24 protein-coding genes are annotated in these 23,937 nt (G+C 63.9%); 4 read left to right on the plus strand and 20 right to left on the minus strand.

Annotated features, from left to right (window positions below; translation table 11 throughout):
- Position 1: 1 nt before the first annotated feature.
- The 3 genes from bluB to RS897_RS01985 all read right to left on the minus strand — a co-directional run bounded on the left by bluB (position 2) and on the right by RS897_RS01985 (position 2,593).
- Positions 2-652, minus strand: coding sequence for a 5,6-dimethylbenzimidazole synthase (gene bluB, locus RS897_RS01975; RefSeq protein ID WP_315834940.1), 651 nt, complete (start codon positions 650-652; stop codon positions 2-4).
- Between the two features lie 61 nt (positions 653-713).
- Positions 714-1,145 (minus strand): lysozyme inhibitor LprI family protein, encoded by a 432-nt coding sequence (locus RS897_RS01980; protein WP_315834941.1) that lies wholly within the window; start codon positions 1,143-1,145, stop codon positions 714-716.
- 167 nt (positions 1,146-1,312) lie between these two features.
- Positions 1,313-2,593: an NADH:flavin oxidoreductase/NADH oxidase family protein gene (locus RS897_RS01985; RefSeq protein WP_315834942.1), complete on the minus strand. Its 1,281-nt coding sequence runs from the start codon at positions 2,591-2,593 to the stop codon at positions 1,313-1,315.
- 94 nt (positions 2,594-2,687) lie between these two features.
- On the opposite strand from RS897_RS01985, the gene RS897_RS01990 reads away from it, so the two are divergent.
- Both RS897_RS01990 and RS897_RS01995 read left to right on the plus strand, forming a co-directional pair.
- Entirely contained in the window at positions 2,688-3,149 is a 462-nt protein-coding gene (locus RS897_RS01990; protein ID WP_315834943.1) for a MerR family transcriptional regulator, read from the plus strand.
- Positions 3,146-3,577: a GFA family protein gene (locus RS897_RS01995; RefSeq protein ID WP_315834944.1), complete on the plus strand. Its 432-nt coding sequence runs from the start codon at positions 3,146-3,148 to the stop codon at positions 3,575-3,577. The genes RS897_RS01990 and RS897_RS01995 overlap by 4 nt, the downstream gene beginning before the upstream one ends.
- A gap of 493 nt (positions 3,578-4,070) precedes the next feature.
- Here RS897_RS01995 and uxuA read toward each other — a convergent pair whose 3' ends face one another.
- From uxuA to RS897_RS02020, 5 genes are all read right to left on the minus strand, one after another.
- Positions 4,071-5,255, minus strand: coding sequence for a mannonate dehydratase (gene uxuA, locus RS897_RS02000; RefSeq protein WP_315834945.1), 1,185 nt, complete (start codon positions 5,253-5,255; stop codon positions 4,071-4,073).
- Between the two features lie 179 nt (positions 5,256-5,434).
- The gene (ilvC, locus tag RS897_RS02005; RefSeq protein WP_315834946.1) at positions 5,435-6,454 is read right to left on the minus strand and encodes a ketol-acid reductoisomerase; all 1,020 of its coding nucleotides are present in this window, start codon (positions 6,452-6,454) and stop codon (positions 5,435-5,437) included.
- A 177-nt stretch (positions 6,455-6,631) separates the two neighbouring features.
- Entirely contained in the window at positions 6,632-7,234 is a 603-nt protein-coding gene (locus RS897_RS02010) for a LysE family translocator (RefSeq protein ID WP_315834947.1), read from the minus strand.
- 119 nt (positions 7,235-7,353) lie between these two features.
- Complete coding sequence (ilvN, locus tag RS897_RS02015; RefSeq protein WP_315834948.1) at positions 7,354-7,896, minus strand: acetolactate synthase small subunit; 543 nt, start codon at positions 7,894-7,896, stop codon at positions 7,354-7,356.
- 22 nt (positions 7,897-7,918) lie between these two features.
- Positions 7,919-9,697 (minus strand): acetolactate synthase 3 large subunit, encoded by a 1,779-nt coding sequence (locus RS897_RS02020; RefSeq protein WP_315834949.1) that lies wholly within the window; start codon positions 9,695-9,697, stop codon positions 7,919-7,921.
- Between the two features lie 432 nt (positions 9,698-10,129).
- Between RS897_RS02020 and RS897_RS02025 the strand changes: the two genes are divergently transcribed.
- Complete coding sequence (locus RS897_RS02025) at positions 10,130-10,303, plus strand: hypothetical protein (protein ID WP_315834950.1); 174 nt, start codon at positions 10,130-10,132, stop codon at positions 10,301-10,303.
- Between the two features lie 63 nt (positions 10,304-10,366).
- Here the strand turns inward: RS897_RS02025 and RS897_RS02030 are convergent, their stop codons facing one another.
- Complete coding sequence (locus RS897_RS02030; RefSeq protein ID WP_315834951.1) at positions 10,367-11,446, minus strand: branched-chain amino acid aminotransferase; 1,080 nt, start codon at positions 11,444-11,446, stop codon at positions 10,367-10,369.
- Positions 11,447-11,621: 175 nt separating this feature from the next.
- Positions 11,622-12,542, minus strand: coding sequence for a tRNA (adenosine(37)-N6)-dimethylallyltransferase MiaA (gene miaA, locus RS897_RS02035; RefSeq protein WP_315838950.1), 921 nt, complete (start codon positions 12,540-12,542; stop codon positions 11,622-11,624).
- 66 nt (positions 12,543-12,608) lie between these two features.
- On the opposite strand from miaA, the gene serB reads away from it, so the two are divergent.
- Positions 12,609-13,502 (plus strand): phosphoserine phosphatase SerB, encoded by an 894-nt coding sequence (serB, locus tag RS897_RS02040; protein WP_315834952.1) that lies wholly within the window; start codon positions 12,609-12,611, stop codon positions 13,500-13,502.
- Between the two features lie 200 nt (positions 13,503-13,702).
- Here the strand turns inward: serB and RS897_RS02045 are convergent, their stop codons facing one another.
- From RS897_RS02045 to RS897_RS02090, 10 genes are all read right to left on the minus strand, one after another.
- On the minus strand, positions 13,703-15,232 hold the full coding sequence (locus tag RS897_RS02045) for a Do family serine endopeptidase (protein WP_315834953.1): 1,530 nt from the start codon (positions 15,230-15,232) through the stop codon (positions 13,703-13,705).
- Positions 15,233-15,492: 260 nt separating this feature from the next.
- Positions 15,493-15,696, minus strand: coding sequence for a DUF2065 domain-containing protein (locus RS897_RS02050; RefSeq protein ID WP_315838951.1), 204 nt, complete (start codon positions 15,694-15,696; stop codon positions 15,493-15,495).
- 192 nt (positions 15,697-15,888) lie between these two features.
- A complete protein-coding gene (hflC, locus tag RS897_RS02055) occupies positions 15,889-16,809 on the minus strand; it encodes a protease modulator HflC (protein ID WP_315834954.1) in 921 nt (306 codons plus the stop codon).
- Positions 16,806-17,945 carry an FtsH protease activity modulator HflK gene (gene hflK / locus RS897_RS02060; protein WP_315834955.1) on the minus strand — a complete coding sequence of 380 codons (1,140 nt, stop codon included), beginning with the start codon at positions 17,943-17,945 and terminating at the stop codon, positions 16,806-16,808. The genes hflC and hflK overlap by 4 nt, the downstream gene beginning before the upstream one ends.
- Positions 17,946-18,094: 149 nt before the next feature.
- A complete protein-coding gene (locus RS897_RS02065) occupies positions 18,095-18,631 on the minus strand; it encodes a dihydrofolate reductase (RefSeq protein ID WP_315834956.1) in 537 nt (178 codons plus the stop codon).
- Positions 18,624-19,118, minus strand: a complete 495-nt coding sequence (locus RS897_RS02070; protein WP_315834957.1) for a GNAT family N-acetyltransferase — start codon at positions 19,116-19,118, stop codon at positions 18,624-18,626. The genes RS897_RS02065 and RS897_RS02070 overlap by 8 nt, the downstream gene beginning before the upstream one ends.
- On the minus strand, positions 19,115-19,909 hold the full coding sequence (locus RS897_RS02075) for a thymidylate synthase (protein WP_315834958.1): 795 nt from the start codon (positions 19,907-19,909) through the stop codon (positions 19,115-19,117). Before RS897_RS02075 ends, RS897_RS02070 begins: the two co-directional genes overlap by 4 nt.
- A gap of 179 nt (positions 19,910-20,088) precedes the next feature.
- A complete protein-coding gene (locus RS897_RS02080) occupies positions 20,089-21,069 on the minus strand; it encodes a tripartite tricarboxylate transporter substrate-binding protein (RefSeq protein ID WP_315834959.1) in 981 nt (326 codons plus the stop codon).
- A 268-nt stretch (positions 21,070-21,337) separates the two neighbouring features.
- Complete coding sequence (locus RS897_RS02085) at positions 21,338-22,900, minus strand: tripartite tricarboxylate transporter permease (RefSeq protein ID WP_315834960.1); 1,563 nt, start codon at positions 22,898-22,900, stop codon at positions 21,338-21,340.
- Between the two features lie 7 nt (positions 22,901-22,907).
- Positions 22,908-23,639: a tripartite tricarboxylate transporter TctB family protein gene (locus RS897_RS02090; RefSeq protein WP_315834961.1), complete on the minus strand. Its 732-nt coding sequence runs from the start codon at positions 23,637-23,639 to the stop codon at positions 22,908-22,910.
- Between the last annotated feature and the right edge of the window lie 298 nt (positions 23,640-23,937).

The following is a 23,937-nucleotide window of genomic DNA, read 5'->3' on the forward strand; positions in this document are numbered from 1 at the left end:
TTCAACGGCGGAACAGCACCGACTCGGGCAATCGCCGGGTTTCCCACCCCTCGCGCTCCAGCACCGGCACATCGTCATTGTCGATGGGATAACCCAGGCAGAAGTAACCGATGAAACGCCAGGCCGGCGGCACGTCCAGCGCGGTGGCGACCACATCGGGATCGAGAATCGACACCCAGCCCAGTCCGATGCCTTCGGCGCGCGCGGCGAGCCAGAGCGTATGCACCGCCATCACCGCGGAATAGTCGATGGTCGCAGGCATGGTCAGGCGGCCGAGGCCGTGGCCCTGCGCGGTCGCGCCATCGGCGAACACCGCGAACTGGCAGGGCGCATCATCGAGCCCGGCGAGCTTCAAGCGTGCATAGAGTGCGACGCGATCTTCCGACTGTGACTGCAGGGCCGCAGCATTGCAGTGTTCGAAGCTGGCGCGGATGGCGTGACGACGCGCTGGATCTTCCACCTGCACAAAGCGCCACGGTTCGCTGAGACCAACCGACGGCGCGAGGCAAGCCAGTCGGACCAGCCGCTCCAGCATCCCGTCGGGCAGCGGGTCACGTTTGAAGCGCCTGACATCACGGCGCCACACCAGCAGGTCGAGCAGCTGGTCGCGAAACGTATCGCCGAATTGTGCTGAAACGGATGCCTGTTCCATGGCCGGTCTTGTAGGACAAATCGTTCCGACGCGCAGCAGCTAATGATCCGGCAAGCGGCAGCTATTTTTTCCAGCCGGCCATGTCCTCAGCGAAACCGCGAAGAAAGATCGCGCGGCGGGCGGTTTCCCGGTTGAGGCAGTTGGCGATCATCGGATGGGCCATCGTGCCCTGGAAATAATCGTAGTAGAAATCGCAGGTCTTGGTTCGGGTCTCGATCCAGGATCGCTGCATGTCGCGCAGCTTGGCCTGCTGATCGGGCTCGAGGCCCTTCAGCAGCGCCTGATAGGACGCGTTCAGCAGCTTGTCCCACTGGGCCTGCTCGGCGTCGAGACATGTGCGAACCTCGGTGGACGATTTCGCCCCCTCGTCCGGCCCGATGCAGCGCCCCGACGCCTTGCCGATGCAGTCGTCCAACGCCCGCGCCTTGTTGCCCGCCGCCTTGACGCACACCTCCACCGAGGCGGGGTCGCCGCCCTTGCTTGCGGCAGACACGGGCCCGACGCACACGAGCAACGCCAGCGTGACAAGAGCAGCACCTGTCCCGCGTGATCTCGTCATCATGGTGGCGCAACGTTTCACGCGAAGAATCCCGTCTCATTCAGTCCCTGGAATTGGTCGCCATGATGAGGATCGGGTTCAAACATCAGGGATGGACAGCCTTATCTGGCTGGGGCTACCCGTGCCCGCGACACCCAGGCACGATAACGCTTGGTGCGCCGCGCGGTCCTGATCTGCTGAGCGATCAGGGTGAAAACCGGGTTCGCACCAAGTTTCGGCACACGGCCGGCGCCGAGACGACGCAGTTGCAGCTTGACCAGCGCCATCTTGGCAAGACCTGCCAGCGCCTTGTTGCGCCAGCCGACACCGGGAATGGCGACATCAAGTGCTTCACCGCCCTTCCATCGCTGCGGCAGCGCCGGCTCGAACGCCATGGCGCTGGCGATGCCGACGATGGCGACGCCGGGCTTGCCATCACGGGGCAACAGCGCCTGTTCGGCGATGGCGCGACGACGGATGCCGCCGGTGACCATGATCGGCATGCGCGCGACGGCCCCAATCTCGCGGGCGAAATCGATGAAATAGGCCTCACGCGCGCCGGTGCTGCCGGCCTGCGCAGTCCCCTGCATGGCCGGGCTTTCGTAACTGCCGCCGGACAATTCCACGAGATCGACCGGCAGATCGTTCAACCAGCGCACAACCTGGACCGCATCCGCCGCATCGAAACCACCTTTCTGGAAGTCGGCCGAATTCAGCTTCACCGCGACGCTGAAGCCGGGCGACACCACCGCGCGCACCGCCTTGATCACGTCGATCAGCAGCCGCGCGCGATTGACCAGCGAACCGCCCCACGCGTCGGTGCGGTGGTTGCTCAATGGCGAGAGGAATTGGCTGATCAGGTAGCCGTGCGCGGCATGAAGTTGCACGCCATCGAACCCCGCGGCCTCGGCCAGCTTCGCCGTGGTTGCGAAACGCTGCACGATGACGGCGATCTCGTCAGCGGTCAGCGCCCGTGGCTCCGGGAAGCGGTGCGAATGGCCGGGAATGTTGACGCGGATAGCGGAGGGGGCCACCGCGCCCTGCCCCATCGCGACGAACACCTGGCGGCCCGGATGGCTGATCTGCAGCCAAACCTGGCCTCCCCCGCTCTTGGCCGCCAGCGCCCAGGCCTTGAACGGCTCCAGGGGCTGCCGTTCGTCGAGCACCACCCCTCCGGGCCCGGTGAGGGCTTTCGGGTCGATCATCACATTGCCGGACAGGATGAGGCCGGCGCCGCCCTTGGACCAGCACTCATAGAGCCGCCGCAACGCCGCGCCGGGAAGCTGGCCGTCGTCGGCCATGTTCTCCTCCATCGCCGCCTTGGCGATGCGGTTCGGGATTACCGTGCCGTTCGGCAGGGTCAGCGGAGAAAACAGCGAATGGGGTGGAATCGTCGCATGCATGGATTGGCCTTGAATTGGACATCGGGTGCAGGCACGCTACACCTTCAAGTTAACTTGAAGGTCAAGCGCAAAGAGCACGCAGGAGGCAAAGCCCATGAAGATCGGTGAACTGGCCCGGCGGCTCGACGTGGCGTCGTCGAAAATCCGGTTTCTGGAGGCTGAGGGCCTGGTGCAGCCGGTGGGCCGGTCGACCGGCGGCTATCGCGAGTATGACGAGGACTCGGTTGTGACCCTGGAGCTGATCCTGCAGGCCCAATCGCTTGGCTTCACGCTGCAGGAAATCAAGCGCGGCCTCGCCGACAATCACGATGTCCGCTCCCACGAATACCTGATCACGCGGCTGTCGCAGAAACTCACCGAACTCGATCGACACCTGGCCCAGGTCAGGGATTTGCGCAGCCGCATCGTGGCGGCGATCGACGACGTGAAGACGCGCGCCGGGAATGGCAGCGCGGCGCTTGCCGCCTGTCCATCGCGCCGCGCAGCGCCGCGACTGAAGACGCGTGGGGCTGGAAAGCACACCGCCACGGCGCGCACGCCGGCGGTGCGCGCATGAGCGCGCCCACCATCCAGCGTTTCGCCAGTTGCACCTGCGGATGGCTTCAGTTCCGCTGCGAAGGCGAGCCGGTGCGCGTCTCGATGTGCCATTGCGCCGACTGCCAGCGGCGCACCGGCAGCGTGTTCAGCGTCGTCGCCTTTTTCCAACGCCGCGCCGTCAGCGTGGCGCACGGCAAGTCGAAAAACTTCATCCGCGATTCCGCGGTCGGAACGCAGGTGCTGTTCCATTTCTGTCCCGCGTGCGGATCGACGGTGTCGTGGGAGCCGGAGCGCATGCCGGACCTGATCGGCATCGCCGTCGGCGCCTTCGCCGATCCGACATTCCCGAAGCCGGAGCAGTCGGTCTGGACCGCCAACAAGCATCATTGGCTGCCGCTGCCCACTGAGATGGCAGCTCACGACATGATGCCGCCGCCGAAGACGTGAATCGTTTGAACTCGGGGCGACGCGGCAACGGATGGCGCGCTCCTTCTCCCCGCCTGCGGGGAGAAGGCTGGGATGAGGGGCTCTTCTTCGATACACGGAGCTTGTGGCGACGCCCCCTCACCCGCCGCGCAAGCGCGCGGCGACCTCTCCCCGCAAGGGGCTCTCGTATGCACACATCTCCGCTCTCGGTTAATCGCCGATCATCTCGCAATCCAATGAGCTGTTCCCTCCCCCCTTGTGGGGGAGGGTCAGGGAGGGGGGTGATGAGGACTCCGCAGCGCATCAGATCAGATGCTTCGCACGACTCAATCTTGATTTCGGAATGCTGGGTACCCCCCTCCCCGCCCTCCCCCACAAGGGGGGAGGGAGCCGAAAATCATCATCTCAGCGCTAAAACATTCAGGTCGAGATGTGTGAATCCGATAGCCGCTTGCGGGGCGAGGTGGGCCACAGCATGGAGAGACCGATTCAAACAGGCTCGATCGCGCTTGAGCTATCCGTGCACGATGGCCCGCATTGCGCCGCGCAACTCGGCCAGCCCACGCAGCCTGCCGATCGCGGTATAACCCGGATTGGTCCGCTTGGTCGCGGCGAGGTCATCGAGCATGCGGTGGCCATGATCGGGACGGAATACGATCCGGTCAGCGGGTGAACGCCGCGCATTCTCCGCGAGCAACACCTTCAGCACGGCGATCATATCGACGTCGCCATCCAGGTGATCAGCCTCGAAGAAAGAGCCATCGCTTTCGCGTTTGGTTGCGCGCAGATGCGCAAAGGCAATCCGCGGCCCGAAACGCTCGGCCATCGCGGGCAGATCATTGTCCGCACGCACCCCCAGCGAACCTGTGCACAGGCAGATCCCGTTCGCCCTGGACGGCACCGCATCGAACAAGGCCTGATAGTCATCGGCCGTGGACGCGACGCGTGGCAATCCGAACAACGGACGTGGCGGATCGTCGGGATGCAGCGTCAGCGTCACACCGAGCTGTTCGGCGACCGGCGCGACCCGCTGCAGAAATTCGACGAGGTGCCGGCGCAGCAGGCCCGGCGTGATCTCGCGGTAATGGTCGAGCCGATCGCGGAATTGCGGAATTGTCATCGGCTCGGTGGTCGAACCGGGCAAGGCGCTGGCGATGGCCATCACGAGATCATCGATGTCGTCCCGGCTCATCCGCTCGTAGGCCTGCCTGGCGCGGGCCTGCGCATCCGGCGAATAGTCCAAGCGCGCCTCCGGCCGCTCCAGAATGTGCAGCTCAAACGCGGCAAAACGATCCTGGTCGAAACGCAGCGCACGGGCCCCGTTCGGCAGGTCCCATTCCAGATCGGTGCGGCACCAATCCACGACCGGCATGAAATTATAACAGATGACCTTGATGCCGGCGGCGGCGACCGCCTCCAGACTTGCGATCCACGCCTCGATCGAGCCTGTGGCCCGCGCCCCTAATCGTTTGACGTCATCGGGGATCGGGATCGATTCCACCACCGACCAGGTCAGCGGATTGCGTCCGGGTGGCCCGTTCTCGATGATCGCCTTGCGCTCCTCGACCGCCTTGCGGGTCCAGGCCTCGCCGATCGGCACCTGATGCAGCGCCGACACGATGTCGGTCGCGCCGGCCTGGCGGATATCACCCAGCGACACGGGATCATCGGGCCCATACCAGCGCCATCCCTGCAGCATGATGCAAAACTCCCCTGGTCGTTGTGTCCAGAAGAAGGTTCGCTGGCACGCTGTCGAGATGCAAGCCCAAAGACCAGACCTCACCCGCGATGGTCCCCGGTCCTGCAAAAGCAAATGGCCGGGACAAAGCCCGGCCATCGCAGATCTTTTCAAGGCGTTCGCGCGACGAGCGCCGAACCTTAGTTCTTGGACTTGTCGACCAGCGCACCCTTCTTGATCCAGGGCATCATGTCGCGCAGCTTGGCGCCGACGTCCTCGATCTGGTGCTGGGCGAGCTTGGCGCGGGTGGCCTTGAACGAGGTCTGGTTGACCTTATTCTCCAGCATCCAGTTGCGGGTGAACACGCCGTTCTGGATGTCGGCGAGCACGCGCTTCATCTCGGCCTTGGTCTCCGAGGTCACGATGCGCGGACCGGTGACATACTCACCGTATTCGGCGGTGTTGGAGATCGAGTAGTTCATGTTGGCGATGCCGCCTTCATAGATCAAGTCGACGATCAGCTTCACTTCGTGCAGGCACTCGAAGTAGGCCATCTCCGGCGCGTAGCCGGCTTCCACCAGGGTCTCGAAGCCGCCCTTGATCAGCTCGACCAGGCCGCCGCAGAGCACGACCTGCTCGCCGAACAGATCGGTTTCGCATTCTTCGCGGAACGAGGTCTCGATGATGCCGGCGCGACCGCCGCCGATGGCGGAGGCGTAGGACAGACCGAGGTCGTGGGCATTGCCCGACGAGTCCTGATGGATCGCGATCAGGCAGGGCACGCCGCCACCGCGCTGATACTCGGAGCGCACGGTGTGGCCCGGGCCCTTCGGGGCGACCATCAGCACGTCGATGTCGGCGCGCGGCTCGATCAGGTTGAAGTGCACGTTGAGGCCATGAGCGAACAGCAGCGCAGCGCCGTTCTTCATGTTGTCGTGCAGATGCTCGCGATAGATGTCGGCCTGCAGCTCATCCGGGGTCAGCATCATGATGACGTCGCCCCACTTGGCGGCTTCGGCGACTTCCAGCACCTTGAAGCCGGCGGCTTCCGCCTTCTTGGCCGAAGCCGACCCCTTGCGCAGCGCGATGGCCACGTCCTTGACGCCGGAGTCCTTGAGGTTCAGCGCGTGGGCATGGCCCTGGCTGCCGTATCCGACCACGACAACTTTCTTGCCCTTGATCAGATTGATGTCCGCGTCGCGGTCGTAATACACACGCATGGTCGGTCCTCTTCGTCTGTCGGGCGCGATTGCCCGTTTCACCATGATTGGGGTTGGGTCAGGCCTTGTGATCGGTCAGGCCCGTCGAATTGCCGCCGTTGTGTAGGGCGGCTAGGGCGTCCAGACAAGCCCGAAAGCCCGTCCAGACAGGTCGTTTCTGCATGACTAGAGGCCTCATCATGCCTCCATCAGCACCGGGTAAAGCGAGGCCAGCAACAGCAGCGCCATCACGATATTGAAGATCCGAACGGCGCGGGGCGATGTGACGATCGGCTGCAGCCAGGTACCGAACAGCACCCAGGTCACCGACGATGAAATTCCGAGCACCAGCAGCAGGCCAGCCAAAGCGAGGATGTTCCAAGGGTAGCTCGCAATTGCAGCATAAGCGGTGATGGTGCCGATCGCGATCACCCAGCCCTTGACGTTGATCCACTGGAACAGCGCCGCGCCAAAGAACGTCAGGGGACGGCCGGAGCCCTTGTTCGAGGTGTCGGTCGGCCCCGACAGCGCGATCGCGACAGCGAGATAGATCAGGTAGGCACAGCCGGCGTACTTCAGCACCGTCTGCAGCAGCGGCCAGGCCTCGAACACCGCGCCGAGGCCAAGCCCGATCAGCGCCACCTGCACCGCAAACCCGATGGCTACGCCGAGCACATGCGGCACCGTGCGGCGGAAACCATAGTTCAGCCCCGACGTCAGCAGCATCACATTGTTCGGCCCCGGCGTGTACAGCGCCACCGTGGCGAAGATGATGAAGGCGACAACCAGCTGTTGCGACATGATGGCGGGCTTCTCGCTCAGGCGGCCGCTTGCGCAAACCGCCAGGGGCGGCCCGCGTGAGCGGCGGCACGTTCTGTGTCGCGCGTGTTGTCGAACAGTTTCATGTCCAAAATCAGCCGTTACATGCTCTCCGGTCCGCGCACGATGGCGACGACGCCGGTGCGCGCCACCTCGACAAGGCCGAGCGGCTTCATCAGGTCGATGAACTGGTCGATCTTGGTGGTGGCGCCGGTGATTTCGAACACGAAGCTTTCCGTCGAGGCGTCGATCACGCGGGCGCGGAATGCCTCCGCCAGCCGCAGCGATTCCACCCGCGGCTCACCGGTGCCGCGCACCTTGACCATGGCGAGCTCGCGCTCGATCGCCTTGCCGGTCAGCGTCATGTCGATCACGCTGTGCACCGGGATCATGCGGTCGAGCTGGTGCTTGATCTGCTGGATCACCTGCGGCGTGCCGGTGGTGACGATGGTGATGCGCGAGACGTGCTTCTGGTGCTCGGTCTCCGACACCGTGAGGCTTTCGATGTTGTAGCCGCGGCCGGAAAAAAGACCGATGACGCGCGCGAGCACGCCGGGCTCGTTGGCGACGAGCACGGAAAGCGTATGGGTCTCGTTCGGGTCCTTGCGGTCCTCGAGGAAATAGGCGGATGCAGGCTGGTTCATGATCGTGTCCCCTATTCCCTGTTCACACCAGCGCCTTGCCGCCGGCAAAGGCCTTTGCGGTGGCCTCATCGTTGGCTTCGGCTGGCAACAGCATTTCATTGTGCGCCTTGCCCGACGGAATCATCGGGAAGCAATTTTCCAGCGCGGCGACACGGCAATCGAACAGCACGGGACGCTTGACCTTGATCATCTCGTCCAGCGCGCCGTCGAGATCGCGCGGCTTGGTCACCTGCATGCCGACACAGCCGAACGCGTCCGCCAGCTTGACGAAATCCGGCAGCGCTTCCGAATAGGAATGCGAGAGACGGTTGCCATGCAGCAGCTGCTGCCACTGCCGCACCATGCCCATATACTGGTTGTTGAGGATGAAGATCTTGATCGGCAGTTCGTACTGAACCGCGGTCGACATCTCCTGCATGGTCATCTGCACCGACGCGTCGCCGGCGATGTCGATCACCAGGCTGTCGCGATGCGCGACCTGCACGCCCAGCGCCGCCGGCAGGCCATAGCCCATGGTGCCGAGACCGCCCGACGTCATCCAGCGATGCGGCTCCTCGAAGCCGAAGAACTGCGCCGCCCACATCTGGTGCTGGCCCACTTCCGTGGTGATGTAGGTGTCGCGGCCCCGGGTCTTTTCGAACAGGCTCTGGATCGCATATTGCGGCAGGATCACGTCGTCGTTCTTCTTGAACGCGAGTGAATTGCGCGCACGCCAGGTCGCGATGGTCTGCCACCAGGCCCTGGTGTCCGGCGCCTTCGATTCCGCCTTGAACACCTGCAGCAAGTCGCCGAGCACGTTGGCAACGTCGCCGATGATGGGAACGTCGACGCGGATGTTCTTGTTGATCGAAGACGGATCGATGTCGATATGGATCTTCTTCGAGTTCGGCGAGAACGCATCGGTGCGCCCGGTGATGCGATCGTCGAACCGCGCGCCAATGCACAGCATGACGTCGCAGTCATGCATCGCCATGTTGGCCTCATAAGTGCCGTGCATGCCGAGCATGCCGAGCCAGTTCTTGCCCGACGCAGGATACGCGCCGAGACCCATCAAGGTGGAGGTGATCGGGAAGCCTGTCGCCTGCACCAGTTCGCGCAGCAGCCTGGAGGCTTCCAGTCCCGAATTGATGACACCCCCGCCGGAATAGATCACCGGACGCTTGGCGTTGGCGAGCAGCGACACCGCCTTGCGGATCTGCTCGGCGTCGCCCTTCACCCGCGGCTTGTAGGAGACATGCACGTCCGACTTGCGCGGCGGGGTGTAAGTGCCGACGGCGAACTGCACGTCCTTCGGCACGTCGACCACCACCGGGCCCGGACGGCCGGTGGTCGCGACATAGAACGCCTCGTGCAGCACCCGCGGCAGGTCCTCGATCCGCCGCACCAGCCAGTTGTGCTTGGTGCAGGGACGGGTGATGCCGACGGTGTCGCACTCCTGGAAGGCGTCGTTGCCGATCAGGTGGGTCGGCACCTGGCCGGTGATGCAGACCAGCGGGATCGAATCCATCAGCGCGTCGGTCAGCGGCGTCACCATGTTGGTGGCGCCGGGCCCCGACGTCACCAGCACCACGCCCGGCAGGCCGGTGGAGCGGGCATAGCCCTCCGCGGCGTGGCCCGCGCCCTGCTCATGGCGTACCAGGATGTGCTCGACTTGGTCCTGCTGGAAAATCTCGTCATAGATCGGAAGCACCGCGCCGCCCGGATAACCGAAGAGGTGCTTGACCCCATGGTCGATCAGCGCGCGGACGATCATCGCTGCGCCGGTCATCTGGTTGGGGTCGTGGCTCGTGCTGTCGCTCATGGTTCGCTCCGGATCCGCTTGCCGCTTGTTCGTGGACGTCTGCACTCGAAGTCGTTGGGGTCGTGAAGTCGCTTTGGTCGTCAGGTGTGCGGGTAATAAAAAAGGGCCCCGAGAGGCCCTGCACACCGCCAGTCACGCAGGTGGCCTCAGCCACCCCGGGCGGTGTGCCAGGGGACGATAAGTACGACAATAATTGAAATAATATTGCGCATTTTTCGTCCAGAATTCCTAAAGGTTGCGCGGGGTTATAGCCGCGGATCGGCCAAAGTCAAGCCAAACCACCTCACTTCCGCGCCATGGCTCGAAACGTAGCGCGGTTTTGGGCTTTCGGCGAGAGGCAAAGTTGCCGGGCGAGCCATGCGCCGGCGAACGCGCTAACATCGGAGACCGGCGCCGCCGATGATGGTGGCCCGGACGCACGGGATCAGGATGATGCCAAATTGGCTGCTTCCGCTGCTCGGCCTGATCGTACTCGGCAGCTTTGTCTATTTCGGGTTCTGGAAAGGCTTGAGCAACAGGCGGGACGAGAACAACAGGAACAACGACGGGAGTGGATCGGAGACCCTGACAGGCGGCCACAGTTCTTCCGACAGCCATCATCACTGAGCCCGATCTCAGATCGACAGACCCGAGCTCAAGCGGAAAGCGGCGGAGTAACTCCGCCGCCAGTCACAGGACCTTTCTGATCCAGTCGTGCGGATCGGCCGCGCGACCGTACTGGATGTCGACCAGTTTCTTGCGCAGCCCCATGGCGACAGGGCCGGCGGCACCGCCATTGATCTGAAAATCACCGCTCGCGGAACACACCTTGCCGATCGGCGAGATGACCGCCGCCGTGCCACAAGCAAAAGCCTCTTTCAGCTTTCCGCTGGCGGCGTCAGCACGCCACTGCTGGACGGTGTAGGCCTCCTCACGCACGGGCGTGCCGGAATCCTTCGCGAGTGCGAGGATCGAATCGCGGGTGATGCCCGGCAGGATGGTGCCAAGCGGCGGCGTCAGCAGCGAACCGTCGTCGAACACGAAGAACACGTTCATGCCGCCGAGCTCCTCGACATAACGGCGCTCGATCGCATCGAGGAAGACCACCTGGTCGCAGCCGTGATCGATGGCCTCGGCCTGGGCACGCAGGCTGGCGGCATAATTGCCGCCGCACTTGACGGCGCCGGTGCCGCCGATCGCGGCGCGGGTGTAGGTCTCCGACACCCAGATCGACACCGGCGCAGGTCCGCCCTTGAAATAGGAGCCAACCGGCGAGGCGATGACGGCGAAGATGTAATCCGCGGACGGTTTCACGCCGAGGAAGACCTCGCTCGCGATCATGAAGGGCCGCAAATAGAGGCTGCCCTCACCGCCCGGCACCCAGGCGCGATCGATGCGCACGAGCTGCTCGACCGCCTCGATGAACACCGGTTCGGGCAGCGGGGCCATGGCCATGCGCTCGGCCGAATTGTGGAAGCGACGGGCATTGGCGTCCGGGCGAAACAGGTTCACGCCGCCGTCGTCGCGTGTGTAGGCCTTGAGGCCTTCAAAAATCTCCTGAGCGTAGTGCAGGACGGCCGTGGCCGGATCGAGCGGGAAATTGGCGCGGGATTCGACGCGCGCGCCAAACCAGCCCTTGGCCTGATTGTAGCGGACCAGCGCCATGTGGTCGGTGAAAATCCGGCCAAAACCTGGATCCACGAGCTTTGCCGTGCGCTCTTTCTCGGGCGTCGGATGTGCCGCAGGCAGGATTTCGAAATCCAAACTCATGTCCTTGTGTCTTTCCTTGCTTCCCGCTGTCGGCGCGATGGCTGCGCCGGACCTGTCGATCCAGGCCCGCTGGCCCGATTTCGGGCAGCACCATATTTGGACGCGCCCGACAGTGAAAGGGGGTCGTCGCCGGGGACCACAGGGGTCTCGCATTCAGCCCGCGGCGGCGGGCCAGCTAGTTGAGCCCGCGGAGGGACAGGGCGTTGGCCAGCCAGCCGCGCGCCTCGTGGGGCGCCACCCACTGAAACTCCGGCAGCTGGTGGCGGAACCAGGTGAACTGGCGCTTGGCGTAGTGGCGGGTGTCGGTCTGGCCGATCGCCATGGCCTCGTCCCGGCCGATTTCGCCGGCCAGGAATTTGATCAGCGCCGGCACGCCATGAGCTTTCATGGCCGGCAGCAGCGGATCGAGCTTGCGGGCGGCGAGAACAGCTACCTCATCGAGCGCGCCCTGCCCCAGCATGGCCTGGAAACGCGCGTCGATCCGCCCATAGAGTTCCGCCCGGTCGGGCGCGAGAAAGACCGCCACGGTTCCTTCGGGCGGCAACAACGGCGGCAGCCCCTCGCGGTGCCAGTCCGTCAGCGAGCGGCCGGTCGCCTCCACCACCTCAAGGGCGCGGGCGATGCGGACGCGGTCGCGCGGCTTCAGCTTGAGCGCCAGCATGGGATCGCGCAACGACAGCTCCCGGTGCAGCGCCTCGGGACCGCCCTGGGCGAGACGGGCGCGAACGTCGTCGCGAACCCGCGCCGGGATCGGCGGCACCGCCGACAGTCCCCGGGTCAGCGCCTTGAAATACAGCCCCGAGCCGCCGATGAAGATCGGCACCCGGCCGGCCTCGCGCGCTTCATAAAGCACGGTGACCGCATCGTTGACCCACATCCCGGCCGAATAGTTCACCGCCGCGTCGGCGTGGCCGTACAGCCGGTGCGGCGCCTGGACCTCGTCCTCCGGTGCGGGACGGGCGGTGAGCACCCGCAAATCGCGGTAAACCTGCATGGAATCGGTGTTGATCACCGTGCCGTCGATGGCGCAGGCCAAGTCGAGCGCCAGCGCCGACTTGCCGCTGGCGGTGGGTCCTGCGATAAGCACGGCCTTGATCGGATGTCCTGTCGAAGTCGACGTCACGCACTCATCCCGAAGGTCAAAGACACCTCAAAGGCTACCATGTCTCTCGTCGCCACGCTGATTTCCAACCCGAACGATCCCGCGCTCGACAGCACGGCGATCGACGCAGCGTGCGCCATCCTGCCGCCGTCTGCCAAGCCCTCCTGGCTGTTCGACGAGGTCGCGGCCGACATCACATTTAGCAGCGACGAGGACCCCCGCGCCATCGCAGAACGGCTGCGGCAGGCTAGAGGCGACCTGCCGATCGATATTGTGGTGCAACCGGAAGCGACCCGGCGCAAGAAGCTTTTTCTGGCCGATATGGATTCCACCATGATCGGCCAGGAATGCATCGACGAACTGGCTGACTTCGCCGGCCTCAAGGCACATGTCTCGGCCATTACCGAGCGCGCCATGCGCGGCGAGATCGCGTTCGAGCCGGCGCTGCGCGAGCGGGTGGCCCTGCTGAAGGGCCTGCCGGCCAAGGTCGTCGACGAGGTGCTCGAGAAACGCATTACGCTCACCCCCGGCGGCACAGCCCTGGTGCGCACCATGCGGGCGCACGGCGCCTATACGTGTCTGATTTCCGGCGGCTTCACCGTGTTCACCAACCGGATCGCCGCCATGATCGGGTTCCAGGAGAACCGCGCCAATACCCTGTTGGTGGACGGCGACACATTCACCGGCCAGGTCGCCGAGCCGATCGTCGGGCGCGAGACCAAGCTCGCGACCCTGCTCGAGCTGCGTGAATCATTCGACGTCGACGCCGTCGACACCCTGGTGGTCGGCGACGGCGCCAACGACCTCGGCATGATCGAGGCGGCCGGCCTCGGCGTCGCCTACCGCGCCAAGCCCAAGGTGGCCGCGGCCGCCGGCGCCCGGATCGACCACGGCGATCTCACCGCATTGCTGTACGCGCAGGGCTATAAGCGCAGTGAGTTCGTGACGGAGTAGGTTCGGGACGCGGGCTCCACATTCAGCGTCATGCGCGGGCTTGACCCGCGCATCCAGCTTTCTCGGTATTTCAATGCAAACAAGCTGGATTGCCGGATCAAGTCCGGCAATGACGCAGTGGGGATGATGGGCTGCGTAAAAACGCAAATGCCCGGCACGAGGCCGGGCATCACGCAGAAATATAAGAATGCAGCGCAGTCTTACTGCACGCTCAGCGCCACGAAGCGCAGCTCGCCGTCGGCGTTCGACACCAGCAGCAGAACGGACTTCTTGCCGTCCTTCTTGAGCTGATCGATCCGCTTCTTGACGTCGCCGCCATTGGTCACCGCCTCCTGCGCCACCTCGACAATGACGTCACCGGCGCTGAGGCGCTTTTCGGCGGCGTCCGAGGAGGTGTCGACGCTGGTGATGATGACGCCCTTGACGCTCTCCTTGATCTTGAACTTGGTGCGCAGGTTCTTGTCGAGCGCCGCGAGATCGAGTCCAAGCGCCTTCTGGGTCGGAGTCTTCTCCGCTTCGGGCGTGCTGGATTTGACCGAGGCCTGCACCGGCTTGTCGTCGTCCTGCAGCCGGCCCAGCGTCACCTGCTTGGTCTCTTCCTTGCCCTTGCGGATGATCAGGACGTCGACGGCCTTGCCGACCGCGGTATCCGCCACGGCGCGCGGCAAATCCTTCATCTCCTTGATGTCCTTGCCGTCGAACCTGACGATGACGTCGCCCGGCTCGATGCCGGCGGGCTTGGCCGGGCCCTTGTCGTCGACACCGGCGATCAGCGCGCCGCGCGCCGGCTTGATGCTCAGGCTCTCGGCGATTTCATCGGTGACCTGCTGGATGCGCACACCGAGCCAGCCGCGGCGGGTCTCGCCATACTGGCGCAGCTGATCGACCACGCCGGCGACCGTCTTCGAGGGCACCGCAAAGCCGATGCCGATCGAGCCGCCCGAGGGCGAGATGATCGCGGTGTTGACGCCGATCACTTCGCCATCGAGATTGAACAGCGGACCGCCGGAGTTGCCGCGGTTGATGGCCGCATCGGTCTGGATGTAGTTGTCGTAGGGACCGGAATTGATGTCGCGGTTGCGGGCCGAGACGATGCCCGCCGTCACCGTGCCGCCCAGCGAGAACGGGTTGCCGATCGCCACCACCCATTCGCCGAGCCGCAGCTTGTCGGAATCGCCGAACTTCACGGAGGTCAGTGTTTTCTCCGGCTTGAACTTCAGCACCGCCAGATCGGTCTTCTTGTCGCGGCCCATCACCTCGGCCTTGATCTTGGTGCCGTCATTGAGAATGACGTTGATCTCGTCGGCATCGGCAATGACGTGATTGTTGGTGACGACAATGCCGGACGTGTCGATGATGAAGCCGGAGCCCAGCGAGTTCACCTTGCGCGGCTGGAAGTTGTTGCCGCCGCCCTTGTCGGCGCCACGGTTGCCGCCGCCACCGCGGCGGTTCTTGAAGAAGTCGTCGAAGAACTCCTCGAACGGCGAACCCGGCGGCAGTTGCGGCATGGCATTGGGTCCATCGCCGCCCCGCGCATCGAGCGTCTGCGAGGTCGAAATGTTGACCACCGCATCGATCACTTTCTCGGCAACGTCGGCAATGCCGTCGGGCCCACGCGCCGCGGCAGGCGAAATCATCAGCACTCCGGCCACACCAGCGCTGATCACCGCGCGCAGAAGGGCGGCGGGGCGTGAAGGCTGGAGGCTCAATGCGGCAATGGCATTGGTCATAGGGTCGTCGTCTCCTGGAAAAGGGGTATCCGAATTCGCCCCAGAGTGCGCCGGAACGATGGTGCGGCGCAAGCTGTTCTACACCCCGATCCAGGCGCCGATTGCGGCGAAATGCAGGCCAAACGCCCGTCAATTCGGGGCGCCTGATCCCTGACCGCCGGGGCCCGTTCACGGCTCAACGCCGCCAGCGGCGGCGCGGTGCGGATGCAGGAGCGGATCAGATGGAGAGAGTTCGGCGGACGGAGGGCCGCCTCACACCGTCAGTAGCGGCGGACGAAATAGATCACGATCAGGCCGACCACGGCCGATCCGATTCCAACCGCGCGCAGAATGTTGTCCGGGGTCAGGATCGCGCTTTTCATGGCCTGGCGCATCCAGTTCGGCATGGCCGCAAACAGCAGGCCTTCAATGACGAGCAGAATGCCGATGCCGATCAGCAAATCCGAAAACGCTATCGACCTCAACACGCGACGCCTCCCCAAGCGTGTTCCGTCAGACCGACATGCCGGCTGCAGACGCGCAGTTGTTGACGCAACCGGACCCCGATTTTGGATTTACAGTCGCGCTGAGTATCTGAGCCCGATCCACCGGATCGGGCTCAGGGACATGCTTTATTGGAAAACCAGCCCTCACGGTCAAGCCCGGGGGCGGTTTTTCTAGCGCGAGCCGGCCGCGGGTTGCCCAGCCCCAGCCGCCGAGGCCGGCGGCTTGCCGGAGGAATTGGCGAAGAAGCGGAAGAACTCCGAATCCGGACGCAGCAGGAAGCGGGTGTCGTTGGCCTTCAGCCCGGTCTCGTACGCCGACATCGAGCGGTAAAAGGCAAAGAACTCCTGATCCTTGTTATAGGCTTCAGCGAAGATCCGGTTGCGCTCGCCGTCGCCCTCGCCGCGGGTCTGCTCGGCTTGGGAGTTGGCCTCGGCGATGATCACCGTGGCCTGGCGGTCGGCGGTGGAGCGGATTTCCTGGGCCTTCTGACCGCCCTGGGCGCGGAACTCGGCGGCTTCACGCTGTCGCTCGGTCTGCATCCGCTGGTACACCGCCTGGCTGTTCTGCTCCGGCAGGTCGGCGCGGCGGATACGAACGTCCACCACCGCAATGCCATAGCCGTCGGCCTCGCGATCAAGCTGCTCGCGAATCCGCGCCATCAGCGCATCGCGCTCGTCACGCACCACCTGGATGAACGTCACCTCGCCGAGCACGCGGCGCAGCGACGAGTTCAGCAGCGTGGTGAGCTGCAAGTTGGCGGCCTGGATCGAACCGACGCGCTGGTAGAAGCGCAACGCATCCTTGATGCGGTAACGCGCGAAGGCATCGACGACCAGACGCTTCTGGTCCGATGCGATCACTTCCTGCGACGGATTTTCCAGATCGAGAATCCGCTTGTCGATATCGATCACGGTATCGATGAATGGCCACTTGAAATTCAGACCCGGTTCGGTGACGACGCGGATCGGCTCGCCAAGGCGAACCACTAGTGCCTGCTGGGTCTGACGCACGGTAAAGGCCGCGCTGTAGCCGACGATAACAATGGCGACCAGCAGCACCAGCGCAACAACTCCTGAAATGCCGGCCTTCATCGTGCGCTCCCGCCCTGTTGCTGTTGCGGCGCAGGCGCCGGCTGTCGTCGCGAGAGTTCACTCAGCGGCAGATAAGGCACGATGCCGGGCGAGCCGCCCGCCGATCCCGGATCGATCACAACCTTTTCGGCCGAACCGAGCACACGCTCCATGGTTTCGAGATAGATGCGTTGCCGCGTCACGTCGGGCGCCTTCTTGTATTCGTCATAGACCTTGAGGAAGCGCGCGGTCTGACCCTTGGCTTCCGCCACCGCCTGCTCCTTGTAGCCCTGCGCCACCTGCAGGATCTGCGCACCGCGTCCCCGTGCATCGGGCACCACGCGGTTGGCGTAGGTCTGGGCTTCGTTCTGCAACCGCTCGAGGTCGGCGCGGGCCGCCTGCACGTCGCGGAACGCATCGATCACCTGCGCCGGCGGATCGACCTTCTGCATCTGCACCTGCTGGATCAAAACGCCTGCCTTGTAGCTGTCGAGCGTCTTCTGCATCAAGTCCTGCACCGCCGCTTCCGTGGTGGTGCGGGCGCCGGTCAGGATCGGCTGGATCTGGGCGCGGCCGACTGCTTCGCGCATCGCGCTTTCAGCCACCGCTTTCACGGTGCCTTCGGGATTCTGGATGTTGAAGAGGTAGTCGCCGACGCCGTCCGGCTTGATGCGCCAGAGCACGGTGAAGTCCACGTCGACGATGTTTTCGTCGCCGGTCAACATCAGGCTTTCTTCCGGCACGTCGCGGAAGGTGCCGCCACGGCGCGATTCATCGTAGCGCATGCCGATGCTCAGGGTGGAGACACGCAGCGCCTTCGGCAGCAGCACGGTCTCGATCGGATACGGCAGGTGATAGTTCAGGCCCGGCTGCACGGTGCGAACATGCTTGCCGAAGCGCAGCACGACGCCCAGCTCTTCCGACTGCACGCGGAAGAACCCGGACAGCGCCCAGATCGCAATCGCCGCGACGACCAGGAGCCCGATGCCCATGGCACTGAAATGCCCGCCCGGCAGCAGCGTCTGCAGACGATCCTGCCCCCGCCGCAGAAGGTCTTCGAGATCCGGCGGCTTCGGTCCCGACGACTGCGGTCCGGAGCCCCATGGTCCTTTCGGACCCGAACCCCACGGGCCGCCACCTTGATTCTTCCACGGCATAGGTTGTCTCCTTGACCAGTCCAGCAGGGGGACCGGCGTAATACGGACGGCTTTATAGGGGACGGCTTCACCCCTTACAACGCGGCGTCTTGCTGCGCAGCAGGTAGGGTCGGCGCGATATTTGTCAATGTAAACATCGACAAACGGGGTTAATCGGCCGACCGGCGTATATATGTCGCATAAGTGAAATCGGCGCTGTCGACCGCTGCGGCCGTATTTCTGACGCGGCTGACTTCCGTCCAGCGTGTTGGGTTCGGCTTCAACAACTCGGTGAGAAACACATCGCCTGCAGGCTGTGCGTGGACTTCGGTGATCTCCAGACGATCCGCTCGATCGAGCCATTGCTTATAAATTTCGGCGCCACCGATCACGGCAATTTCAGTGGCAAAACGACGCAGCGCATCACCGCGCGCCACATCGTACGCGGCATCGAGCGACGGCACGACCACGATCCCCGGCGCTTGAAAGCCAGCATCGCGCGTTACCACGATGTTGGTGCGACCCGGCAGCGGCTTGCCGATCGACAGGAATGTCTTGCGGCCCATGACCACGGGCTTGTCCAGCGTCAGCGCCTTGAAGCGCTTCAGGTCAGATTTCAGCCGCCACGGCATGGCATTGTCGTGACCGATGACGCCGTTCTCGGCGATCGCGACGACGAACACGATGTGGATGCCGCCGTCACTCATGCCGCCCGCCCTGCGATCCAAGCTGCTGCAGGGCTTCGCCGGTCAGGCGGCACGTGGTCCAACCGTCCATCAGGGTCGCACCGATCGATTTGTAAAACGCGATCGAAGGGGTGTTCCAATCGAGCACCGACCATTCAAGACGCGCCCATCCATTGGCGGCACAGCGATGCGCCAGAGCGGCAAGCAGTGCCTTGCCGATGCCAAAACCGCGAAAAGCCGGACGCACGAACAGATCCTCCAGATAGATCCCGTGGCGGCCGCGGAATGACGAGAAATTGAGAAACCAGAGCGAGAAGCCGACCGGCGTCCCCTCCCATTCGGCGATATCGCAAAACAGCCGCGGCTGCGGCGCAAACAGAGCCTGTTCAATCATCGCCTCGGTGGCAACGACGTCGTGCGACAGCTTCTCGTAGTCAGCCAGTTCACGCACGAAATCGAGCACCAGCGCAGCTTCGTCGGTCCGCGGCGGACGGATCGACAGGCTCAAACCGCGACCTCGGCCTTGATGTGCGGATGCGGATCGTAGCCTTCCAGCACGAAGTCCTCGAAGCGGAAGGCGAAGATGTCCTTCACGTCCGGATTGATCTTCATGGTCGGCAGCGCACGTGGTGCACGCGACAGTTGCAGCCGCGCCTGTTCAAGGTGATTGGAATAGAGATGCGCATCGCCGAGGGTGTGCACGAAGTCGCCGGCCTTCAGCCCGGTCACCTGTGCGATTATCATGGTCAGGAGCGCATAGGAGGCGATGTTGAAGGGAACACCGAGAAACACATCCGCCGAGCGCTGGTAGAGCTGGCACGACAGCCGGCCTTTGGCGACATAGAACTGGAACAGGCAGTGGCACGGTGGCAACGCCATCTTGTCGACATCAGCCGGGTTCCAGGCGCTGACGATCAGCCGGCGCGAATCCGGACTGCGCCGGATCATCTCGATCACATTGCTGATCTGGTCGATCACGCGGCCGTCCGGCGCTTCCCACGAGCGCCACTGGCGGCCGTAAACCGGGCCGAGGTCGCCGTTCTCGTCGGCCCACTCGTCCCAGATGGTGACCTTGTGGTCCTGCAGGTATTTGACGTTGGTGTCGCCGGCGAGGAACCAGAGCAGCTCGTGTACGATGGACTTCAGCGGCAGCTTCTTGGTCGTCAGCATCGGAAAGCCCGAGGCGAGATTGAAGCGCATCTGATGCCCGAACACCGACAGCGTGCCGGTGCCGGTGCGGTCGGTCTTCTCGGCACCATCGGCGAGAATGCGTTCAAGCAGGTCGTGGTATTGATGCATCAGCGTTTTCTGGGGTTTGGGAACTGTATCGGGCTGCGACTCAGGCAGCCGCCGGACGGATTATACACCCCGGTTCGTTGTTCCGAACATGGCCGCGCCGGTCCCAAACGACAAGGGCGGCCCCCGCGGGACCGCCCTGTTATCACCGGCCTTTATGGCCTGTGGATGACTTCCAGTGCTCAGTTGGTCGCCGGCTTCAGCACGGCGCTCCACTTGGCGACTTCGCTCTTCACCAGCGCCCCCAGCGCCGCCTGGGTGCGGCCTTCCGGCTTGGGGATATCGCTGCCGAGGTCGAGCAGCCGCTTGCGCACATTCTCGTCGTCCAGCGCCTTCGCCGCCGCAGCGTTGAGCTTGGCCAGGATCGGCGCCGGCGTCCCCTTCGGGGCGAATATCGCGTTCCAGGCCGACGCCTGGTAGGCCGGCAATCCGCCCTCGATCGTGGTCGGCAGGTCAGGCAGCGAGGGATTGCGCTCCGGCGTCGCCACCGCATAGGCGCGGATGGTGCCGCCCTTGATCTGCGGCACGGCGTTGACGATCTGGTCGCACATGTAATCGACTTGCTGGCCAACCAGCGCATTCATCGCCGGACCGGTGCCGTTGAAGGGCACACCAGTCGGCTTGATGTCGAGCACGGAATTCAACAGTTCGCACGACGAATACGACACGGAGCCGACGCCGGCATGGGCCATGTTGAGCTTGTCGGTGTTGGCCTTGAGATAGGCCACGAACTCTTTCAGGTTGCTGGCGGGAAAATCCTTGCGCGCCAGGATCAGGATCGGAGTGCCTGCAAGCAGCGCCACCGGCTCGAAATCCGTCTCGGGGTGATAGGCGAGCTTGGGATAGAGCGGCACCGCAGCGGCATGGGTGCCCATGTGGCCGGTGATCAGGGTGTAGCCGTCATTGGTGGCCTTGGCCGCCCGGGTCGTACCGGTGGTGCCGCCGGCGCCGACCACGTTCTCGATGACGATGGCCTGACCAAGCGTCTGCGACATGTGGCTGGCCACGATACGCGAAATCACGTCGGTCGGTCCGCCCGCGGCGAACGGCACGATCATGGTGATCTGGCGGGTCGGGTAATCCTGCGCGGCTGCAGGCACGGCGAAGGCGGTCGCCAACGTAAGCAGGCCCAGCGATCGCAGGAACAAACGGCTGAAAGACATGATTAAATCCCCCGAAACAATCGGACGTTGCGAACTCGCCCGTTTCGCGCTGGCGTAGCAGACTTGCCAGGGGTTGTAATGAGCCAAACCGCCGCAGTTAGCGGCGGTTTGGATTATCAATTCGTCCGAATCGGACGCGTGTAATGGGACACGTACGAACCTGGGCTAGAGCTTTTTCCGTTCCGATAGAATCGGAACGGAAGCTCTAGATTTTTGTTTTGACGCGTTTTCTTCACGCGAACCGGTGTCCACTTCGCTGGAAAACGCTCTAGTTCTCCGATTCGACAAACACCTCGTCGCGCTTGCGCTTCAGCGACGGCAGCACAGCGAGCACCAGCAGGAAGGCGGCGATCGCCATCAGGGTGGCCGACAACGGCCGGGTGAAGAACACGGTGGCATCGCCGCGCGAGATCAGCATGGCGCGGCGCAGGTTCTCTTCCATCAGCGGCCCCAGCACCATGCCGAGCAGCAACGGCGCCGGTTCGAAATCATGCTTCACCAGCCAGTAGCCGACGAGGCCGAAGGCGCCGGCCAGGATCACATCCATCGGCGCATTGTTGATGGAATAGATGCCGATGGCGCAGAAGATCACGATCGAGGGGAACATCAACCGGTAGGGCACGCGCAGCAGCCGCACCCAGATGCCGACCAGCGGCAGGTTGATGACCAGCAGCATCAGGTTGCCGACCCACATCGAGGCGATCATGCCCCAGACCAGCTCGGGCTGCTTCTGCATCACCTGCGGGCCCGGCACGATGCCGTGGATGGTCATCGCGCCCACCATCAGCGCCATCACCGCGTTCGGCGGAATGCCGAGGGTCAGCAGCGGGATGAAGGAGGTCTGCGCGGCGGCGTTGTTGGCGCTTTCCGGCGCCGCAACGCCCTCGATCGCGCCGCGGCCGAAGCGCGACGGATCCTTGGCGATCTTCTTTTCGAAGGTGTAGGCGGCGAACGACGCGATCACCGCGCCACCACCAGGCAGAATGCCGAGAATCGAGCCGAGCACCGTGCCGCGGGCGATCGCGGGCGCGGAATCGATCAGGTCCTTTTTGGTCGGCATCAGACCGGTGATGTGCTCCTGCACCAGGCTGCGGTCTTCCTCCGCACCCTTGTCGAGGTTGCGGATGATTTCCGCAAAGCCAAACACACCCATCGCCACGGTGGCGAAGCCGAGGCCGTCGGCCAGTTCCGGAATGTTGAAGGCCATGCGCGAGACGCCGGTTTCGATGTCGGAGCCGACCATCGACAGCAGCAGGCCAAGCACGATGACGGCGATCGCCTTCAGCACCGAGCCCTTGGCCAACACCACGGCGAACACCAGGCCCAGCACCATCAGCGAGAAGTATTCGGCGGGACCGAACGCCAGCGCGAGCTTGGTCAGCGGCGCACCGAGCACGGCGATCAGCACGGTGGCGACGCAGCCGGCAGCGAACGAACCGATCGCGGCAATGGCGAGCGCGGGACCGGCACGGCCCTGCTTGGCCATCTGGAAACCATCGAGCGTGGTAACCACCGAGGTCGCCTCACCCGGAATGTTGACCAGGATGGAGGTGGTCGATCCGCCATACTGGGCGCCGTAATAAATGCCGGCCAGCATGATCAGCGCGCCGACCGGCGGCAGGCCGAAGGTGATCGGCAACAGCATCGCCACGGTGGCGATGGTGCCGATACCCGGCAGCACGCCGACCAGAGTGCCGACCAGCGCTCCGATCAGACACAGCAGGATGTTGGTCGGAACCGGGATCGACATCCCGCCCAGGAAAGCCGGAGTCCACTGCGTCAGCGCGAAGACGACCTTAAAGCCGAGCCCAAGGTTGGAAAAAATATCCATCACGCCCTCACTGCAAGAACGCTGGCAGCTGCTGGAATGGCAGCCCGAGCGCATAGGGGAAAAGGAAGGCGCAGAACAAGGTCAGCAGCACCCCGACGATGATCGCCTCGCCCCATCGGGTTTCCGACGAGCCGGTCGCAGCAATCAAAAACGTGAGAATGCTCGACAAAATCAGACCGAGCGGACGGATCGCAAAAGCGAAAAACACGATCGCAAGCGTCACAAACAGCGGCCCGCGAACCGCAAACCGCTGCAGCGGACTGCCGTCGGTCACAAGGCCGGTCACCGCGATCGCTAGACCGAGCAGAAACAACAATCCACAGAATAGCCGCGGCGCGGTTCCCGGTCCGAATGAAAAGCCGCGTTGGCCAGCGAGATCGATCGATGCCCAGAGCGCGAATAACGAGACGGCGATCATGACGATGCCGCCGTAGTAATCCTGCGGGCCTTTGATTCTCGGAAAAAGCGTAAAGATTGCGATCACGACCAACGGCAGGGAATAAAGGCCCAGCAAATTCTTGTCGGCGATGAAGCCCACGAGAGCCGTTGAGCCGGCCGAGATCGAGAACGGCCCAAAGATTCCCGGCGCAATCGAAAGAATCGAACGGACAAGAAAGGCTGCAATAGCGACCAGCTGTGGGGCGAACGCAATAACCACCACGGCAGTGGAGCCTATTGGATTCCGAATCCCGATCCCGCGCGGCTCGACCCCCGCCATCCGATCTGGCGCTTTACTCATCGACATCCCCTCCCCAAACACGAACTTGCCGTCCGTCTTACCTTTATTGCGTTGCCCTGCAAACCATTGCGTAGCTGGTTTGTCAAATTGTCAAACGCTGTTGTTACGCTCAGAACGAGAGGCAAGGCCACGCAACCGTGCACCCGTGATGCGCGCGCGCAATACAATGTTCGCGCGGCGCCTTCTGTAGCCTGCTTTCCGACCAAAACTGTCTAGACAAGGCCCGTAGATCCGAGAACGCCGCCCCGGGCAGCATACCGCTCACAAAATAAGCAGCGACAGCGCGCCGCACATCGCG

Origin of the sequence: Bradyrhizobium prioriisuperbiae, from assembly GCF_032397745.1 — a bacterium.
GTDB classification, from domain to species: domain Bacteria; phylum Pseudomonadota; class Alphaproteobacteria; order Rhizobiales; family Xanthobacteraceae; genus Bradyrhizobium_A; species Bradyrhizobium_A prioriisuperbiae.

Excerpts from the sequence above, each read along its gene's own strand:
- bluB (WP_315834940.1), bottom strand. The coding sequence starts at position 652 with ATGGAACAGGCATCCGTTTCAGCACAATTCGGCGATACGTTTCGCGAC.
- RS897_RS01985 (WP_315834942.1), bottom strand. The coding sequence starts at position 2,593 with ATGCATGCGACGATTCCACCCCATTCGCTGTTTTCTCCGCTGACCCTG.
- RS897_RS01990 (WP_315834943.1), top strand. The coding sequence starts at position 2,688 with ATGAAGATCGGTGAACTGGCCCGGCGGCTCGACGTGGCGTCGTCGAAA.
- RS897_RS01995 (WP_315834944.1), top strand. The coding sequence starts at position 3,146 with ATGAGCGCGCCCACCATCCAGCGTTTCGCCAGTTGCACCTGCGGATGG.
- uxuA (WP_315834945.1), bottom strand. The coding sequence starts at position 5,255 with ATGCTGCAGGGATGGCGCTGGTATGGGCCCGATGATCCCGTGTCGCTG.
- ilvC (WP_315834946.1), bottom strand. The coding sequence starts at position 6,454 with ATGCGTGTGTATTACGACCGCGACGCGGACATCAATCTGATCAAGGGC.
- RS897_RS02010 (WP_315834947.1), bottom strand. The coding sequence starts at position 7,234 with ATGTCGCAACAGCTGGTTGTCGCCTTCATCATCTTCGCCACGGTGGCG.
- ilvN (WP_315834948.1), bottom strand. The coding sequence starts at position 7,896 with ATGAACCAGCCTGCATCCGCCTATTTCCTCGAGGACCGCAAGGACCCG.
- RS897_RS02020 (WP_315834949.1), bottom strand. The coding sequence starts at position 9,697 with ATGAGCGACAGCACGAGCCACGACCCCAACCAGATGACCGGCGCAGCG.
- RS897_RS02025 (WP_315834950.1), top strand. The coding sequence starts at position 10,130 with ATGCCAAATTGGCTGCTTCCGCTGCTCGGCCTGATCGTACTCGGCAGC.
- RS897_RS02030 (WP_315834951.1), bottom strand. The coding sequence starts at position 11,446 with ATGAGTTTGGATTTCGAAATCCTGCCTGCGGCACATCCGACGCCCGAG.
- serB (WP_315834952.1), top strand. The coding sequence starts at position 12,609 with ATGTCTCTCGTCGCCACGCTGATTTCCAACCCGAACGATCCCGCGCTC.
- RS897_RS02045 (WP_315834953.1), bottom strand. The coding sequence starts at position 15,232 with ATGACCAATGCCATTGCCGCATTGAGCCTCCAGCCTTCACGCCCCGCC.
- hflC (WP_315834954.1), bottom strand. The coding sequence starts at position 16,809 with ATGAAGGCCGGCATTTCAGGAGTTGTTGCGCTGGTGCTGCTGGTCGCC.
- hflK (WP_315834955.1), bottom strand. The coding sequence starts at position 17,945 with ATGCCGTGGAAGAATCAAGGTGGCGGCCCGTGGGGTTCGGGTCCGAAA.
- RS897_RS02065 (WP_315834956.1), bottom strand. The coding sequence starts at position 18,631 with ATGAGTGACGGCGGCATCCACATCGTGTTCGTCGTCGCGATCGCCGAG.
- RS897_RS02075 (WP_315834958.1), bottom strand. The coding sequence starts at position 19,909 with ATGCATCAATACCACGACCTGCTTGAACGCATTCTCGCCGATGGTGCC.
- RS897_RS02080 (WP_315834959.1), bottom strand. The coding sequence starts at position 21,069 with ATGTCTTTCAGCCGTTTGTTCCTGCGATCGCTGGGCCTGCTTACGTTG.
- RS897_RS02085 (WP_315834960.1), bottom strand. The coding sequence starts at position 22,900 with ATGGATATTTTTTCCAACCTTGGGCTCGGCTTTAAGGTCGTCTTCGCG.
- RS897_RS02090 (WP_315834961.1), bottom strand. The coding sequence starts at position 23,639 with ATGAGTAAAGCGCCAGATCGGATGGCGGGGGTCGAGCCGCGCGGGATC.